Below are 15566 nucleotides of genomic sequence, written 5' to 3'. Positions count from 1 at the left end.
TCACACAAAAGGCCGTTCATGGCACGCTTTATACTCCAACATCAGGATACCCACGCGTATCGACGCAAGTCGCGGATTATCAGCCTGGTGATGGCGGGGCAGTTCGTCGTGCTCGGCATGCTGTTTGCCATGCTGTTGACCGCGGCGTTTGGCAGCAGCCTGGCGCTGAATGCGTTGGGCGTACTGCTGGGGCTTTTGGCCACCAGCGCGATGTTTGCCGTCCTCAAGGATCGCCCGTGGATGACCGAGGTGCGCTATGCCTGGCAGCTCAAACACCACTTGGGGCAGGTCAGCGGCTATCTCTCGACCTTGCGCCGCGCCATGGACAACGACGACCGTACGGCGCTGGATCTCGTCTCGTTTTACCATCAGGGTATGGCGCAGATGGCCGAGATGAACGACCGCACCACCGACGACGACGCCGAACGGCTGGCCGAAAAAATGCAGGTAAAACTCAAGCGCGAAGAACTTGAGCTGCCCGAGCACGTTGAAGGGTTCAACCCCGACGACCTGCAAGCGTACAAGCGGCCTTGAACGCGACACCACCGCTTTGAGTGCGCTATAACAAGCTGAGCACGTTATAAAAAACCAGGGAGACTTCATGCCAACCCATTATCACGTGGTGCCGCTGCTCGGCGCCGCGGCGCTGGTACTCGGCGGCTGTGCGAGCCAGGGTGCAGCGCCTTCAGCGGCTGATCAGGCTACCGACGGGCCGCGCCAGACGGCGCCGGATACATCCATAGCCTCGGCTCCGCTGTTGCCGCCCATGCTGTTTCCCGGCGAGGCCGAACGCTTTGAGGCGTGGCGCTGCGCGCCAGCCAACCAGAATCTGGTCACCGCCTTTGGCGATGAAACCCTGCGGCTGTGGTCGCTGCACGGCGCCTGGCGCCTGCCCCAGGCGGTGGTGGCGAGCGGCGCACGCTACCAGAACGGCGGGATCAGCTTCTGGAATCGTGGCGATAAAGCCCAGGTAGAAACGCCGCGCGGCCAGCTGCAGTGCCAACTGGCGAACAAACGCGCGGCGCGCACCCGCGCCGACCATCCCGGCGTGATGTTTTTGGCCCACGGCAACGAGCCCGGCTGGACGGTCGAGCTGGACAACAAGGCGCCCACGCTGACGCTATCCACCGACTACGGTGAAACCACCGAAACGCTGCCCTACATGATGAGCGTAATGGACAACGCCGCCGGCCGCGTGGTGCTGGAAAACGCTGACGCCTCGCGCTTTTTTCGTGTACGCATCGAATCCGGCGCCTGCTTTGACGATATGAGCGGCAAGCCTCATCCTGCACGGGTCACGCTGTCCATTGACGGTGATCAGTACAGCGGCTGCGGCGAAGGTATCGCCCCGTAGCCACCTTGCCCTGAAACGTTCGAGGAGCTGATATGCAATATCTTCATACCATGGTGCGCGTGAGCGATCTGGACGCCGCGCTGCATTTTTACTGCGACCTGCTCGGCCTGAAAGAAGTGCGCCGCAAGGACAGCGAGAAAGGCCGCTTTACGCTGGTCTTTTTGGCCGCGCCGGAAGACGAGAGCCGCTCGGCCGAAAAGCAGGCGCCAGAACTCGAGCTGACTCACAACTGGGACCCGGAAACCTACGACGGCGGCCGCAATTTTGGTCACCTGGCCTACCGCGTCGACGATATCTACGCGCTGTGCCAGCACTTTCAGGATAGCGGCGTCACCATCAACCGTCCGCCCCGTGACGGCCACATGGCCTTTGTACGCTCCCCCGACGGTATTTCGGTCGAGTTGCTGCAAAAGGGCGAGCCGCTGGAACCCGCCGAGCCCTGGGCATCCATGGAAAACACCGGCAGCTGGTAACCCGCTGCGTTATACATCGAGGAAACCCCATGACACAGCGTGCCCCAGGCAAGCAAAGAGGCCGCCTAAAGCAGCGCTTTCAGCTCGCCGGCGTGGCGGCGTCAATGACGCTACTGGCTGCCTGTTCAAGCGCGCCGCCGGTAACCAGCCCTGCCAATCCTGACGTCTCCGACGACAAGCCGCTGAGCGGCGAGGTGATCGATCAGCGCTGGAATTTGCTGCTGCTCGGCACTCACGAGCGCGTGACGCTGCCCGAACCGGCGCATTTCCGTATTGCGCCCGACGGTAGCGTTAGCGGCAGCGACGGCTGCAATCGCTTTACCGGTCAGGCAAGCCTGGGCGGCAAGCAGCGCATCAGCATTGACGAGCTGGCCACCACGCGCAAGGCTTGCCCCGCGCTTGACGACGCCAAGCGCGTGACCGATATGCTGGAAAACGCCTACGGCTATTTGATTGACCACGACCGACTGGTGTTCTTCGGCCCCGATAGCCGGGTGATCGGCGGCTGGCGCAAGGCCAACTAGGCCGACACTAGGCGCCCGAACCGTTGTCAAACGGCGGGTTGAAGCGGGCGATAAAGCGTTCATCAATGCGTTTCTTCGCCCGCCATAGCCATTTTCCCGAGGCGCCGAGCGCGCCGTAGCTGGCAATGGCGCGGCCGTCGCCGGTGCCAATCAGCGCCAGCACTCGTCGAGGCGGCTGCCACGCCGTTAGCGGTTCGTGGCGGGAGGCGCGGCGCAGGTTGGCGGCAAGGTGCGGCCCCATGCGCACGGCGTAAACGCCGGCCTTGGGCAGCGCCGGCTCAAAGGCCGCGCAGTCGCCGGCGGCAAAAATCCCCTGCTGGCCGCTCGCCTCCAGCGTTGGCGCCACCTTGATAAATCCTCGGCGATCCCTCGCCAGACCGCTTTCTGACAACCATTCGTGCCCCACCGCACCGGTGGCCCAGAGCACGATATCCGCCGCTATATTATCGCCGTGTTGGCTGAGCACGCCGCCGCTGGTCAGTGCCTCACCGCGTATGCCGCTGTGGACGTGCACGCCGGCGCGGCGCAGGGCACGACCCAGCAGCATTCGCGGCAGCTTGCCCGCGCCGGGTAACAGCGCGCCGTCGGCGCTCAGCAGCGCCCCCTCAAAGCGCACGTCCGGGCGCCGTGCGCGCAGCTCGGCGAGCACGGCCAGCAGCGTTTCGCACCCCGCTGCACCGCCGCCCACGCTCACCACCCGCTGTACGCTTTCGCGGGGTAGCGCATCGACCCGCGCGCACAGCGTCTGCCAACGTGGGGCAAGTGCAGATAGCGGGCGCATGGCGAGCATGAACGGCAGCGCTGAGTCATCTTGCTCCTGCATGGTGTCTGGGTGGCGCAGCGTGGCGCCAACGTTGAAAGAGGCGAGGTCAAAGTTCAGGCGCTCGCCGCTTTCAAGCGTGATCTCACGGGCGGCAGCGTTGACGTGCGCGGCGCGCTGCTCGATTAGCCGGGCGCCGGCGCGCTGGCACAGTCCGGCGACGTCGATTTGCGTCTCGCGCAGCCGGCACTGACCGGCCAGCCAGGCGGGCACGCTGCCCGAATAGGCCGCCAGACGACTTTCACTGATGACTGTCAGGTTGACGTCGGGCTCGGGCATGCGGGCAAAGGCCTCGAGCACAAAGGCGTGGGCGTGTCCCGCACCGATAAGCGTCAGCTCGATCATGCCCCGCGCCGCCAGCGAAAGTAGCGCTTGAGCAGCGCCAGCACGCGCTCGGGCTTGTGGGCGTTTTTCCACGCGCCGGCAGTGGCCTTGGCCGCTTCGCTGAGCGTGGGGTAAGGGTGCACGGTGCCCAGCAGCTTGTTGAGCCCCAGGCCGTGCTTCATCGCCAGACTGAACTCGCCCAGCCATTCGCCGGCGTTTTCGGCGACGATGGTCGCGCCCAGAATCTTGTCCCGCCCGGGGACGGTTAGCACCTTGATAAAGCCGCCGGTGGCGTCTTCGGCAATGGCACGGTCGCTTTCGCTCATGGCGTAGCGGGTGAGCTCGTAGGCGATGCCCTGTTCGTCGGCGTCGCGCTCGCTTAGCCCCACGCGTGCCACTTCGGGCTGGGTGTAAACCACCGCGGGGATGAAGCGATAGTCCACGTTAAAGCGTTTGAGCCCGCCGAACAGGGCGTTGACCGCCGCGTGCCAGGCCTGGTGCGCGCCGGCGTGGGTTAGCTGATAGGGGCCGGCCACGTCGCCGCAGGCCCAAACGTTGGGCAGGCGAGTTTGCAGCTGGCGGTTGAGCGCCAGGGTACCGTTGTCTTCCGTGGTGATGCCCAGGGCGTCAAGCCCCAGCCCTTCGACGTTGGCGCGACGCCCGACGCAGACCAGCAGATAGTCGAAATTCAGCGTCTGATGCTCGCTGGCGGCCTCACCCTCAGCGCCCGCCTCATGGCCACGGCGCTCGATGTGCAGCTGCTGGCCGTCGTAGTGGGTAATTTCATGCGCCAGCGCGCGGGTCAGTACCGTCACGCCCTCGCTTTCCAGGGTGTGCGACATATGCTCGCCCACCTCGCTGTCTTCGCGGCCCAATAGCTGATCGCCGCCTTCCACCAGCGTTACCTGGCTGCCCAGCCGGGCAAAGCTCTGGCCCAGCTCGCAGCCGATGGCGCCGCCGCCCAGCACCACCAGCCGCTCGGGTAGCTCGTCAAGGGTCCACAGGTTTTCCGAGGTCAGCACCCGGGCCGTCTCGATCCCGGGCAGTGGCGGTACGTTGGGACGCGCGCCGGTGGCGATGACGATATGCCGGGCGCTGAGCGTTTGCCCGCCGACGGCCACCTCCCAGGGCGTTTTTAGCCGGGCGTGGGCCTGATGCACGTCAACGCCCAGTTGTGTATAACGCTCGACGCTGTCGTGGGGTTCGACCCCGGCAATCGCCTGGTGAACGTGGCCCATAACCCTGGCAAAATCGACCTGCGGCTCGCCTGATGTGACGCCAAAGCGCTCGGCGGTGCGTATTTCGTGGGCAGCGCGGGCGGCGCGAATCAGCGCTTTGGAGGGCACACAGCCGGTGTTGAGGCAGTCGCCGCCCATGGCGCCCGACTCCACCAGCGCGACTTTCGCCTTGACCGCGCTGCCGATGTAGGCGCTGACCAGCCCCGCCGAACCGCCACCGATCACCAGCAGGTCGTAGTCAAAGCGCGAAGGCCGGATAAAGCCCTGATAGACCTTGCGCCGCTGCACCGCCTGCATCATCCGCCGGGCAAGCCAGGGGAACACCGCCAGCAGCACAAAGGAGGCCACCAGCCCCGGGGAGACTACGTCGCTCAGGCGCTCGATCTCGCCCAGCTGGCCGCCGGCGTTGACGAACACCAGCGTGCCGGGAAGCATGCCCGCCTGGCTGACCCAGTAGAACGTCCGCGCCTTGAGCCGCGTTAGCCCCATGACCAGATTGATGATGAAAAACGGAAACGCCGGCACCAGCCGCAGGCTGAACAGATAAAATGCACCGTCCTTGTCCACGCCCCGGTTGATCGCCGCCAGACGGCCGGGAAAGCGCCGCTCAATGGGGCCGCGTAGCAGGTAGCGCGAGATCAGAAAGGCCAGCGTCGCGCCGATGGCGCTGGCAAAGGACACCAGCACCAGGCCAATGCCCAGCCCGAACAGCGCCCCGCCGAGCAGGGTCAGAATCGCCGCGCCTGGCAAAGACAGCGCAGTGACCAGCACATAAACAGCGAAAAAAGCCCCGGCCACTTGCCACGGAGAGTCGTTAAACATGGCCTGAAAATCGCTCTGGTAGGTCTTGAGCGTCTCCAGGCTGAACCACTCGTGGGCCCCGGTAGCAAAAAAGGCCACGATGGCGACCAGCAGTAGGACAATGAGCAGCAGACGTTGTCGATTCACGGGCGACTCCGGGTTGACGATGAGAAAGAGGGTGAGGGGAACAGCCGTCGGTAGCGCTGCCAGTCCTCGGGACGGTCAACGTCCCAGACGGTCGCGGGAAAGGCGGCGTTCAGCCCAAGGGCTGCCAGCCGCTCGCGGGTTTGCGCCAGCACTGCGCCACTGCCCCAGGCAATGTCGGCAAACAGCGCCTGGGTGTCGGCAGGGGTGATGGAGTGAATGCCGATCAGCCCGTAGCCGCCGTCTTCGGCGGGCAAAATCACCACGGGATGTGTCGCCAACCGCGCCGCGCAGGTCTGGATGAGATCGGGGGTAATCGAGGGGCAGTCGCTGCCCATGATCATCGCCGGGCCTTCGCGGCTGGCCAGCGCATGGTGAATGCGGGTGCCCAGATTGCCCTCGGGCTGGGGCGCGAGCTTGATGCCACAACGTGCCTGCAAAGTGGCAAACAGCGGGTGATCGTGGTCGAGTGCCGTCCACAGCGTCACGCGGGCAGCGGGCATCGCCCGGCAGGCGTTGGCCACGCACTGGGTGACCAGCTCGACGTGAGCGCTGGCCGCGCCCTGGGCGCCAAGCCTCGGCATCAGCCGCGTTTTGGCACGCCCGGCCAGCGGCGCCTTGGCCAGCAGGTGCAGCTGCACCGGCGCATCGGCCACAAAAGCATTATCAGCGGGCATCGCGGGGCTCTTTTTTCAGGTACGCGCGGGCGAGATCTTCAGGATCGGCGCCGAGCCAGTAGTAAAGGCGTAGCCGCCACATGAGCCATATCGTGCGCCAAACGCCGTGCTGCTCCCAACGCCGGCCGGAAGTGATCACCCGGGCTTTCAGGCAGGCGGGTCTGCCGTGCCTTTTGAGCCGTTGGCTCAGCTCGATATCTTCCATTAGCGGCTGCTCGGGAAAGCCGCCGGCGGCGGCAAACGCGGCGCGGCTCATGAACATGGCCTGATCCCCGGTGGCAATGCCGGTGAGCCGCGAGCGGGCGTTCATCAGCGTGGCAATCATGCCAAGCCAGCAGCTGCTTCCCTCGAGCGTGACGTTAAAGCGCCCCCAGCGGTGGGCGGCAAGCGCCTGGTTTAGTTGTTCGAGCGCATTGTCGGGCAGGCGCGTATCGGCGTGCAAAAACAGCAGCACGTCGCCGCTGGCCGCGCTGGCGCCAATGTTCATCTGGGTGGCGCGGCCGGGGGTGCTGGTCATCACGGTGTCGGCCAGCGGCAGGGCAAGGCTGGCGCTTTTATCGCGGCTTTCGCCGTCGACCACAATCAGCTCGACCCCGCGCCGGCGTAGCGGCTGCAGCGCCTCAAGAGCGGCGACAAGCGTCGTAGCTTCATTGAGCACCGGCACCACGATGCTGATGCGTGCCGGCTCCGTTAAAGTGGGAACAGTCTCAGCCACGCTAGGGGTCCTTTTTGCCGATGACGTGTGGGGCGCTGGCATTTGCCGGATACGGCGGTCTGCCTCGCAGTATGCGCCCGGGGGAAGTTAAAAGTCGCGGTAGTGCCGCAGCGAGCACGAAGCCCAGCAGCGGTAGAAAAGCCTGAACCAGCGCCCACACGCTGATCAAGCGCCGGTTGCCGCCCGCAGCCAGTGCGACGGCCTCGGTGGTGACGGTGTTCACTCGCCCGGCACCGAGCAGCTGGGTGGGCAGGTACTGGCCGATGCTGATGGCAAGCCCTACGGCAAACGCGGTCAATAATGGCGCGGCCAGTAGCGGCAGGCGCACCCGCCAGAAAGCGGCGTTGCGCGAGACGCCAAGCGAGCGCGCCACTTCAAACCAGCGCGGGTCAAGCTGGCGGTAGGCGTCAGCCAGCGACAGGTACACATAGGGCAGCACAAACAGCAGGTGTCCGGCAATCACCAGGCCGGTTTGCGGCGCTACGCCGAGGCTTTCGGCGGCTACCACCAGGCCGAATAAAAAGGCGATTTGCGGCACGATCAGCGGCACGTATAGCAGCCATGGCGCGCGGGCAGGGCGAATATTTTGCCGGTGTTCGTTTTCCAATACGGCGAGCACCAGCGCGGTGGCCATAAACGTGGCGGCAAGGGCAATCAATGTGGTGTTGCCGAGTGCGCCGGAAAGCATCGGCGCGACGCGCTGCCAGTGGTCAAATGTCCAGGTTTGCGGCAGGGCATCGGGAAAGCTCCAGAATCCCGCGAACGAGAACATCACCAGGCCGGCCAGCGCGGCAACGGCCGTCAAGCTGGCGCCGGTCAGCCCGCTGCGACCCAAACGGCGCAACGTGGCTTCGCCGCGCCGGCGGCCGCCGCTGGTGAGCCAAGGGCGTAAACAGCGCGCCACCAGCCGCTCGCCAAGCCACCACGTCAGCAGCGTGGCAAGCGTCACGCCGAGTTGCAGCACGGCCGCCGCCGAGGCCATGAAGCGCCGGTTGAGGTCGGGGTCGTTGAACCAGCCGAGGATGGAAACGGCCAGGGTGGGCGGCAGTGTCGGGCCTAAAATAAGCGCCATATCCACGTTTGATGTGGCGTAGGCGATCACCGCGTAAACCGGCAGACGAATCAGCGGGTAGAGCACGGGAAGCACCGTTTTCAGCCAGCCAACCGTGGGCGCATAGCCCAGCGAGCGGGCGATTTCCACGCGCTTTTCGGGCTGCAGCTGGTGCAGTGCGGCCAGGCTCATCAGCAGCAGAAAGGGAATCTCCTTGAGGATTAGCCCGGCCATCAGCGACAGGCCCAGCGGGTCGTTGACGATCAGCGCGTCCGGCGGGTGGCTGACGCCGTTGAGCCACGGTGACACCAGCCGCATCAAAAGCCCCGAGGGGGCAATCAAAAACGCCAGCCCGAAAGCCAGCGCGGCGTGGGGCACGGCCAGAAACGGCGAGACCAGCCGGCGAATGCTGCGATCCAGCCGGCTATCGCGCCCGGCGGCCAGAAACAGCACCACCACGCTCAGCGCGATAAACGGCGTAACAAGGCCGCTGGCCATGCTCAGCGCGGCCGAGCGCCACAGCCCCGGCTGGGCGAACAGCATGTGAAACGGGGTCAGGCTTGCGGCGTCGCCGCCCAGCACCGGCAGGTAACCAAAGGCGGGCAGTAAAATCATGCCCAGCCCCGCGGCCACGGGTAGCGTCAGCAGGGCGATAACCAGCGCCGGGGCCAGCCGTAGCACGCTTAGTTCACCCCGTAGTGCTCAAGCCAGGCGTCTTGCAGCGCGGTCATCCAGCTGGGGTGCGGCTCGGCGAGGGTGTTGGAAAAGGCCTCGGGCGACGGCAGCGCGGGGTTGTCGCTTTGGGCGTCAAACAGCGCCCGTTGAGCGTCGCTCAAGTGGGCCACGTCGAGCACGGTGCGATCCCCCCAGTAGTCGAGGGACTGCTTTTTTGCCTGGGCAACCGGCGAGAGTAGAAAGTTGGCCAGCGTCATGGCCCCGGCCTTGTGCGGCGAGTTGTAGGGAATGGCGACGAAATGCACGTTGCCCAGAGTCCCGCCGTCGAGCACGTAGCTGCGCACGCTGGGCGGCAGCTGGTATTCCTGCACCGCGACGGCGGCGTCGGTGGGGTAGAACGAAAACGCCAGCGATAGTTCGCCGTCACCCATCAGCGAGCGCAGCCGCGGGCCGGAGGCAGGAAAACTCTCGCCGCGGCGCCACAGGTGCGGGTGCAGCGCGTCGAGGTAGTCCCAGAGCGGGGCGGTGACGGCGTCAAAGTCGCTTTCCGATACCGGCTGATACAACGCATCGCCCTGTTCCGTCAGCTCGATCAGCGCCTGCTTTAAAAAGGTGCTGCCGGTAAAGTCGGGAATGCGCGGATAGGTAAAACGCCCCGGGTGCGCGCGCGCCCAATCGAGCAGCGCGGCCATGCTGCGCGGCGGCGTGTCGCTGTCGGCGCCATCCAGCATGTCACTGTCATAGTAGAAGGTGATCTGTGCTTTGCCCCAGGGCGACTCGTAGCCCTCGGTGGGCAGGGTGAAATCGGTAATTACCTCGGGATTTGCCGCTGGACGCGTCAGCGCAAAGTGGGGCAGCGCGCCGGCAAAGGGGCCAAACAGCAGGTCTTGCTCGCGCATGGCGGCGAAGTTTTCCCCGTTGATCCACAGCAGGTCGATGCTGCCGTCGTCGTTGTTGCCGGCCTGTTTTTCAGCCAGCACCCGGGCCACGGCGCTGCCGGTGTCATCCAGCTTGACGTGTTCGACATCAACGCCGTAGCGCTCGTCCATTTGCCGTGCCACCCAGCCGATGTAGCGGTTGGTGCGCGAATCGCCGCCCCAGGCGTTCCAGTACACCGTCTGGCCCTCGGCGCGCTTGAGCACCGCGCCCCAGTCGTCGGGGTCGGGCGCCTGGGAAGTGGCGGCAAAGGCGGGCAGCGTCAGCGCGGTGCATAGCCCGGCAAACAGCACGGCGAAAAGGCGGGTCACCCGCAGAGGGCGCAGCAGTTGGCGGGCAGGCATGGCATCGTTCCTTGTGTCAGCAGGCAAAGTAGGGGCTGTCAGGTGTGGGCAGGCACGTCGTTAATAAAGCACGTCGTCCAGGTGATCCAGCTCTTCTTCCACGCCGTCGATGGCCGGCAGCGAAAGATAGTGCTCCACGCGGTCGCGCACGTGCTCGATCAGCGCCGGGTCGCTCAGCTCGGCGGACCAGTCTTCGCCGCGGCGCTTGGCATCGCGCGCCTGCAAATGCTGGGCGCGCCACTTGGCGCACCAGGTGAGCGACCAGAGCCAGGTGGCGCGGCGGCAGGCCAGCAGCGTTTCGGTACTCGGCGAAGTATCGCCCAATGCGTTGTGCCAACGCTGGTAAAAGGTGGCGACTTCGTCCGGCGTGAGCACGGCGTAGCTGTTCATGTCCCAAGTGGTTGAGGTATACAGGCTGGCGTGGGCCAGATCGATGCCGGCCAACCCGTAACGGCACTTTTCCAGATCGACGAGCACGGCGCGACCGCTCGGGTCGATCAAAAAATTGCCCGGGTGGGCATCAAAGCTGATCAGGCAGGCGACGGTATCGTCCAGCTGCGCCGGCAGGGTTTTGAGTGCGGCGTGAATGCGCCGGCTGACGGCGTCCGGCAGCTGAGCCGTTTCCACAAACAGGGCCTGCTCGGCGATTTCATTGCGCATGGCACGCCACGGATTGGCGGGAGCCAGCAGCGGGGTACGCTGCCCGGGCGCTGGCAGCGCCAGGCTATGCAGGCTCGCCAGCGCCGCGGCAATGCGGGGCAAGTCCTCGGGCAGTTCGGCCGGCCGGCCGCGCACGGCGTCTACCACCAGCCCGCCGCGGGGCAGGGTATCGCTGGGGGGCAGCACGGCGTGCAGGTGCGGGGCGTGTTCGCCTTCGGCCGCGCGCCGGTAGCAAGCTGCCTGATAGGTCAGATTGTCTTCCGGCGAGAGGTCCATCTGGCTTTGCTTGGGCAGCCGTGCCACCCAGTCGTCGCCGTCGCGGTGCAGCCAAACGTGGTCGTGGGCGAGGCCGGTATCGGCCATGGGCTCAAGCGCCCGACAAGTGATGCCGGCGTCCTGGAGCGCCGCCTCCAGCGGTTCAATAGCGATGGGCATAAGCGCTTCCCTATGGGGCTGAAATCAGTCGATGCAGGCTTGGAAAAAGCGTTACGGATCTTACACATATTATAGTCAAAGAATAATGCTTGGCTTAATAAGTCCTTTCAACGCTGGTAAAACGTTAACCACGGCGGGTATCTGCAAAGGTTCATCGGAACGTAAAAACGCCCGCGCGGGGCGGGCGTTTGCAGTGGCATTGCGGTCGCTTACAAGGACGTTAGCCAAAGCGCGGCGCGGGTTACAGCACTTCGATCTTTTGGCGCTGTTCTTCGAGTAGCGCGCGCGTGGCCTGTGCGTCGGCGAGCTTGCCGCGCTCCTTGTCGACCACGGCCGCCGGCGCTTTGGCCATAAAGCTTTCGTTGCCGAGCTTTTTCTCCACGCCGCCGATCTGCTTGTCGTGCTTGTCGATTTCCTTTTTCAACCGCGCAAGCTCGGCGTCCTTGTCGATCAACCCGGCCATTGGCACCAGCACTTCCATGTCGCCCACCAGCTGGGTGGCAGAAAGCGGGGCGTCGTCGGGGGTATCCAGCCAGGTCGCGCTTTCGAGCTTGGCCAGTTTCATCAAGAACGGGCGGTTGTGTGCCAGGCGCTCGGCGTCTTCGGGCTTGCCCCGGGTCAGCAGCACGTTGAGTGGCTTGCCCGGCGCAATGTTCATCTCGGCGCGCACGTTGCGCACCGCGACGATCACACCCTTGAGCCATTCGATATCGCGGCTGGCGGCCTCGTCGATTTGATGCTCGTCGGCCTCGGGCCACGGCTGGGTCATGATCGAATCGCCTTCGCCGTTCAGCGTGCCCGCCAGCGGTGCCACGCGCTGCCAGATCTCTTCCGAAATGTAGGGCATCATCGGGTGGGCGAGGCGCAGCACGGTGTCAAGCACGCGCACCAGCGTTTGACGGGTGCCGCGCTTGGCGGAATCGCTGGCTGCTTCGTCCCATAAAACAGGCTTGGAGAGTTCGAGATACCAGTCGCAGTACTCGTTCCAGATGAAGTCGTAAAGCGCCTGGGAGGCGTGGTCGAAGCGGTAGTCGTCGATGTGGCGAGTGACCTGGGCGATGGTTTTTTGCAGCGCTGAGAGGATCCAGCGGTCGGCCAGCGACAGCGTGACCTCGCTGCCATCCGCACCACAATCCTCGCCGTCGGCGTTCATCAGCACGTAGCGCGAGGCGTTCCACAGCTTGTTGCAGAAGTTGCGGTAGCCGTCGAGCCGGCTCATGTCGAACTTGATGTCGCGTCCGGTGGTCGCCTGCGAGAGGAAAGTAAAGCGCAGCGCGTCGGTGCCGTGGGGCTCGACGCCGCCCTTGAACTCGTCGCGGGTGGCCTTGGCGATGGCCTTGGCCTTTTTCGGCTGCATCATGTTGCCGGTGCGCTTTTCCACCAGATCGTCAAGGCTGATGCCGTCGATCAGGTCGATGGGGTCGAGCACGTTGCCCTTGGACTTGGACATCTTGTTGCCCTGACCGTCGCGCACCAGCCCGTGGACGTAGACCGTCTTGAACGGCACCTCGCCGGTGAACTTGAGCGTCATCATGATCATCCGCGCGACCCAGAAGAAGATGATGTCAAAGCCGGTGACCAGCACGTTGGTCGGGTGGAAGGTGGCAAGCTCGGGCGTCTGCTCGGGCCAGCCCAGGGTGCCGAACGTCCACAGCGCCGAGCTGAACCAGGTGTCCAGCACGTCGTTGTCCTGAGTCAGCGTGACGTCGGCGGCGAGATTGTGTTTTTCCCGCACCTCGGCTTCGGTGCGCGCGACAAAGACGTTGCCCTCACTGTCGTACCACGCCGGAATGCGATGGCCCCACCACAGTTGGCGCGAGATGCACCAGTCCTGGAGGTCGCGCATCCACGAGAAGTACATGTTCTCGTAGTTTTTGGGCACGAACTCGATGTCGCCGTCTTCGACCGCGGCGATGGCCGGCTTGGCCAGCTCTTCGACAGCGACAAACCACTGGTCGGTCAGCAGCGGCTCGATAATATCGCCCGAGCGGTCGCCGTAAGGCATTGTGTTGTTGACCGCTTCGACCTCTGCCAAAAGGCCGGCGGCGTCCATGTCGGCGACGATCTGCTGGCGCGCCTCGAAGCGATCAAGACCGGCGTATTTTTCCGGCAGGCTGGCGTCTGCGTCGGGCTGGGGCTGGCCTTTCAGGTCGTAGATCTCGGCGCGCGCGAGCACCTCGGCATTTTGCGAGAAGACGTTGATCAGCAGGTGGTTTTGGCGCTTGCCGACTTCGTAGTCGTTGAAGTCGTGGGCGGGGGTGATCTTGACGCAGCCCGAGCCTTTTTCCATGTCGGCGTGCTCGTCGGCGACGATGGGAATGCGGCGCCCGACCAGCGGCAGCTCGATAAACTTGCCGACCAGCGAGGCGTAGCGCGGATCGTCAGGGTTGACCGCCACGCCGGTATCGCCGAGCAGGGTTTCCGGGCGGGTGGTGGCAACGATCAGGTAATCGAGGCCGGCGTCGGTTTTGACCCCGTCGGCCAGCGGGTAGCGGAAGTGCCAGAAGCTGCCCTGCTGGTCGCGGTTTTCCACTTCCAGATCGGAAATCGCGGTGTGCAGCGTTGGGTCCCAGTTGACCAGCCGCTTGCCGCGGTAGATCAGCTTGTCTTTGTGCAGGCGGACAAAGACTTCCTGTACGGCCTTGTAGAAGCCGTCGTCCATGGTGAAGCGTTCCCGCGACCAGTCGACGCTGGCACCCATGCGGCGCAGCTGGCGGGTAATGTGGCCGCCGGACTCTTCTTTCCATTCCCAGATCTTGTCGAGAAAGGCGTCACGGCCCAGATCGTGGCGGGTCTTGCCTTCTTCGGCGGCGAGCTTGCGCTCCACCAGCATTTGCGTGGCGATGCCGGCGTGGTCGGTGCCGATTTGCCACAGCGTATTGTTGCCCTGCATGCGCTTGTAGCGCGTCAGGGTATCCATGATGGTGTCCTGAAACGCATGCCCCATGTGTAGGCTGCCGGTGATGTTGGGCGGCGGAATCATCATGGAAAACGCCTCGCCGGTGCCCGAGGGGGCAAAACGGTTGTCGGCTTCCCAGCGCTGATACCAGCGCGTTTCGATCGTCTCGGGTTGGTAGGTCTTGTCCATGGGGTCACTCACAGCAGAGACGCCGCGCCGAGGCGCAGCATCGAATTCATGTCATTGGGCGGCAGCGTAAAAATGCTGCCGAGTATAACGCGTGACGCGGGGGTGCGTCAGGCCTTGTTCTACGCGCGGCCGGCCTGACGCATGGCGATGAGCCCCAGCGCTGGCCCCGGCAATAGCCACCACAGCACCGCGAGCCCCTGATCGGCCCACAGCGTGGTCACCAGCGCAATCGCGGGGATGGTCAGCGCAAAGCCGATCGCGTTCATGCCGGCAAGCGCCGCGCCCAGCCGTGCCGGCGGCGCGTGGGTTGAGGCCAACGCCGAAAACTGTGCCGAATCGGCAATCACGCTGACGCCCCACACCAGCAGCAGCGCGATAAGCAACAGCGGCGGCGCACTGCCCAGCAGCGGATAAAACAGGCACAGCGCGCCCGATGTCGCCAGTGCCGTGCGCGCCACGGCGGCGCTGCCGTAGTGCCGGCTGGCCTTGCCGGCGAGCACGCAGCCCGGCGTACCCACCGCCATCACCACAAAGCTGAGCCAGGCCACACTGCTCAGCGAGATATCAATGCGCGCCAGCTCGCGTGCTACCAGCAGCGGCACCAGCGCCCAGAAGGCGTAAAGCTCCCACGAGTGGCCGAAATAGCCCAGCGCAGCGGCGCGAAAGTGGCGCTGTTTAAACGCCCGCGCCACGGCCCAGGGCGGGCCGGAAGGCGGCGTTTGCGGAAGGTGCGGGCCGACGCCCAGGGTGTAAATCAGCGCGGCGGCGACCAGCGACAAAGCCGAGGCCAGCACCAGCGGCCACTGCCACGGCAGCGCCAGCATCAGCCCGCGCAGCAGATGCGGCGAGGCGGTGCCCAGAGTCAGCATGCCCACCAGCCAGCCGAGGGCAGCGCCGGCCTGACGGGGCGTCCAGCTGACTACCAGCTTCATCCCCAGCGGGTAGATGCCTGCCAGGCACAGCCCGGTCAGAAAACGCAGCAGCGCGCCGGCGGCCAGCTGGTCGGCGGCGAGAATAAACGCGACGTTGACCACCGCCCCGGCCACCGCGGAGCCGGCAAACAGGCGGTTGGCGCGCACCCGATCGGCAAGCCCGGTGGTGGCAATCGTCAAGGTGCCGGTAATAAACCCCGCCTGCACGGCAATGGTCAGCAGCCCCAAATCGCCTGTGCTTAGCCCAATGGTCTGCTGCAACGCCTGGCCCACGCCGTTGACGCTGAACCATAGCGAGGTGCCAAAAAACTGCGCGATAACGATCGTGGTTAACGGAAAACGCGCGAGTTGCGAACGCAGCATAAACCCACCGTG

13 protein-coding genes are annotated in these 15566 nt (G+C 65.0%); 4 read left to right on the top strand and 9 right to left on the bottom strand.

Going from position 1 to position 15566, the window contains the following annotated elements; genetic code table 11:
- The first annotated feature begins 18 nt into the window (after positions 1-18).
- The 4 genes from B5495_RS06275 (at position 19) to B5495_RS06260 (ending at position 2351) form a co-directional block, all read left to right on the top strand.
- Positions 19-534: a DUF3087 family protein gene (locus B5495_RS06275; RefSeq protein ID WP_079552235.1), complete on the top strand. Its 516-nt coding sequence runs from the start codon at positions 19-21 to the stop codon at positions 532-534.
- Between the two features lie 67 nt (positions 535-601).
- The gene (locus tag B5495_RS06270; RefSeq protein WP_079552234.1) at positions 602-1354 is read left to right on the top strand and encodes an MliC family protein; all 753 of its coding nucleotides are present in this window, start codon (positions 602-604) and stop codon (positions 1352-1354) included.
- Positions 1355-1386: 32 nt separating this feature from the next.
- Complete coding sequence (gene gloA, locus B5495_RS06265) at positions 1387-1827, top strand: lactoylglutathione lyase (protein WP_079552232.1); 441 nt, start codon at positions 1387-1389, stop codon at positions 1825-1827.
- A gap of 29 nt (positions 1828-1856) precedes the next feature.
- Positions 1857-2351 (top strand): META domain-containing protein, encoded by a 495-nt coding sequence (locus tag B5495_RS06260; RefSeq protein ID WP_079552230.1) that lies wholly within the window; start codon positions 1857-1859, stop codon positions 2349-2351.
- 7 nt (positions 2352-2358) lie between these two features.
- Here B5495_RS06260 and B5495_RS06255 read toward each other — a convergent pair whose 3' ends face one another.
- The 9 genes from B5495_RS06255 to B5495_RS06215 all read right to left on the bottom strand — a co-directional run bounded on the left by B5495_RS06255 (position 2359) and on the right by B5495_RS06215 (position 15554).
- Complete coding sequence (locus B5495_RS06255; protein ID WP_079552229.1) at positions 2359-3516, bottom strand: FAD-dependent oxidoreductase; 1158 nt, start codon at positions 3514-3516, stop codon at positions 2359-2361.
- Complete coding sequence (locus B5495_RS06250) at positions 3513-5681, bottom strand: FAD-dependent oxidoreductase (RefSeq protein WP_079552227.1); 2169 nt, start codon at positions 5679-5681, stop codon at positions 3513-3515. Before B5495_RS06250 ends, B5495_RS06255 begins: the two co-directional genes overlap by 4 nt.
- Positions 5678-6355, bottom strand: a complete 678-nt coding sequence (locus tag B5495_RS06245; RefSeq protein ID WP_079552225.1) for a TIGR04282 family arsenosugar biosynthesis glycosyltransferase — start codon at positions 6353-6355, stop codon at positions 5678-5680. Before B5495_RS06245 ends, B5495_RS06250 begins: the two co-directional genes overlap by 4 nt.
- Complete coding sequence (locus tag B5495_RS06240) at positions 6345-7070, bottom strand: TIGR04283 family arsenosugar biosynthesis glycosyltransferase (RefSeq protein WP_231897243.1); 726 nt, start codon at positions 7068-7070, stop codon at positions 6345-6347. The genes B5495_RS06245 and B5495_RS06240 overlap by 11 nt, the downstream gene beginning before the upstream one ends.
- Before the next feature lies 1 nt (position 7071).
- Complete coding sequence (locus tag B5495_RS06235) at positions 7072-8802, bottom strand: ABC transporter permease (protein WP_079552221.1); 1731 nt, start codon at positions 8800-8802, stop codon at positions 7072-7074.
- A gap of 2 nt (positions 8803-8804) precedes the next feature.
- A complete protein-coding gene (locus B5495_RS06230) occupies positions 8805-10076 on the bottom strand; it encodes an ABC transporter substrate-binding protein (protein WP_079552219.1) in 1272 nt (423 codons plus the stop codon).
- A 60-nt stretch (positions 10077-10136) separates the two neighbouring features.
- Positions 10137-11171 (bottom strand): aminoglycoside phosphotransferase family protein, encoded by a 1035-nt coding sequence (locus tag B5495_RS06225; RefSeq protein ID WP_079552217.1) that lies wholly within the window; start codon positions 11169-11171, stop codon positions 10137-10139.
- Between the two features lie 241 nt (positions 11172-11412).
- The gene (locus tag B5495_RS06220; RefSeq protein WP_079552216.1) at positions 11413-14259 is read right to left on the bottom strand and encodes a valine--tRNA ligase; all 2847 of its coding nucleotides are present in this window, start codon (positions 14257-14259) and stop codon (positions 11413-11415) included.
- 119 nt (positions 14260-14378) lie between these two features.
- Positions 14379-15554, bottom strand: a complete 1176-nt coding sequence (locus B5495_RS06215; protein ID WP_079552214.1) for an MFS transporter — start codon at positions 15552-15554, stop codon at positions 14379-14381.
- Positions 15555-15566 lie beyond the last annotated feature (12 nt).

Origin of the sequence: Vreelandella subglaciescola (assembly GCF_900142895.1) — a bacterium.
GTDB lineage: Bacteria > Pseudomonadota > Gammaproteobacteria > Pseudomonadales > Halomonadaceae > Vreelandella > Vreelandella subglaciescola.
The sequence above is the reverse complement of the archived record's forward strand: the minus strand, read 5'-3'. Positions and strand labels throughout refer to the sequence as shown.

Coding starts and splice junctions, on each gene's coding strand:
- B5495_RS06260 (WP_079552230.1), top strand. CDS start 1,857: ATGACACAGCGTGCCCCAGGCAAGCAAAGAGGCCGCCTAAAGCAGCGC.
- B5495_RS06255 (WP_079552229.1), bottom strand. CDS start 3,516: ATGATCGAGCTGACGCTTATCGGTGCGGGACACGCCCACGCCTTTGTG.
- B5495_RS06220 (WP_079552216.1), bottom strand. CDS start 14,259: ATGGACAAGACCTACCAACCCGAGACGATCGAAACGCGCTGGTATCAG.
- gloA (WP_079552232.1), top strand. CDS start 1,387: ATGCAATATCTTCATACCATGGTGCGCGTGAGCGATCTGGACGCCGCG.
- B5495_RS06225 (WP_079552217.1), bottom strand. CDS start 11,171: ATGCCCATCGCTATTGAACCGCTGGAGGCGGCGCTCCAGGACGCCGGC.
- B5495_RS06215 (WP_079552214.1), bottom strand. CDS start 15,554: ATGCTGCGTTCGCAACTCGCGCGTTTTCCGTTAACCACGATCGTTATC.
- B5495_RS06275 (WP_079552235.1), top strand. CDS start 19: ATGGCACGCTTTATACTCCAACATCAGGATACCCACGCGTATCGACGC.
- B5495_RS06245 (WP_079552225.1), bottom strand. CDS start 6,355: ATGCCCGCTGATAATGCTTTTGTGGCCGATGCGCCGGTGCAGCTGCAC.
- B5495_RS06270 (WP_079552234.1), top strand. CDS start 602: ATGCCAACCCATTATCACGTGGTGCCGCTGCTCGGCGCCGCGGCGCTG.
- B5495_RS06230 (WP_079552219.1), bottom strand. CDS start 10,076: ATGCCTGCCCGCCAACTGCTGCGCCCTCTGCGGGTGACCCGCCTTTTC.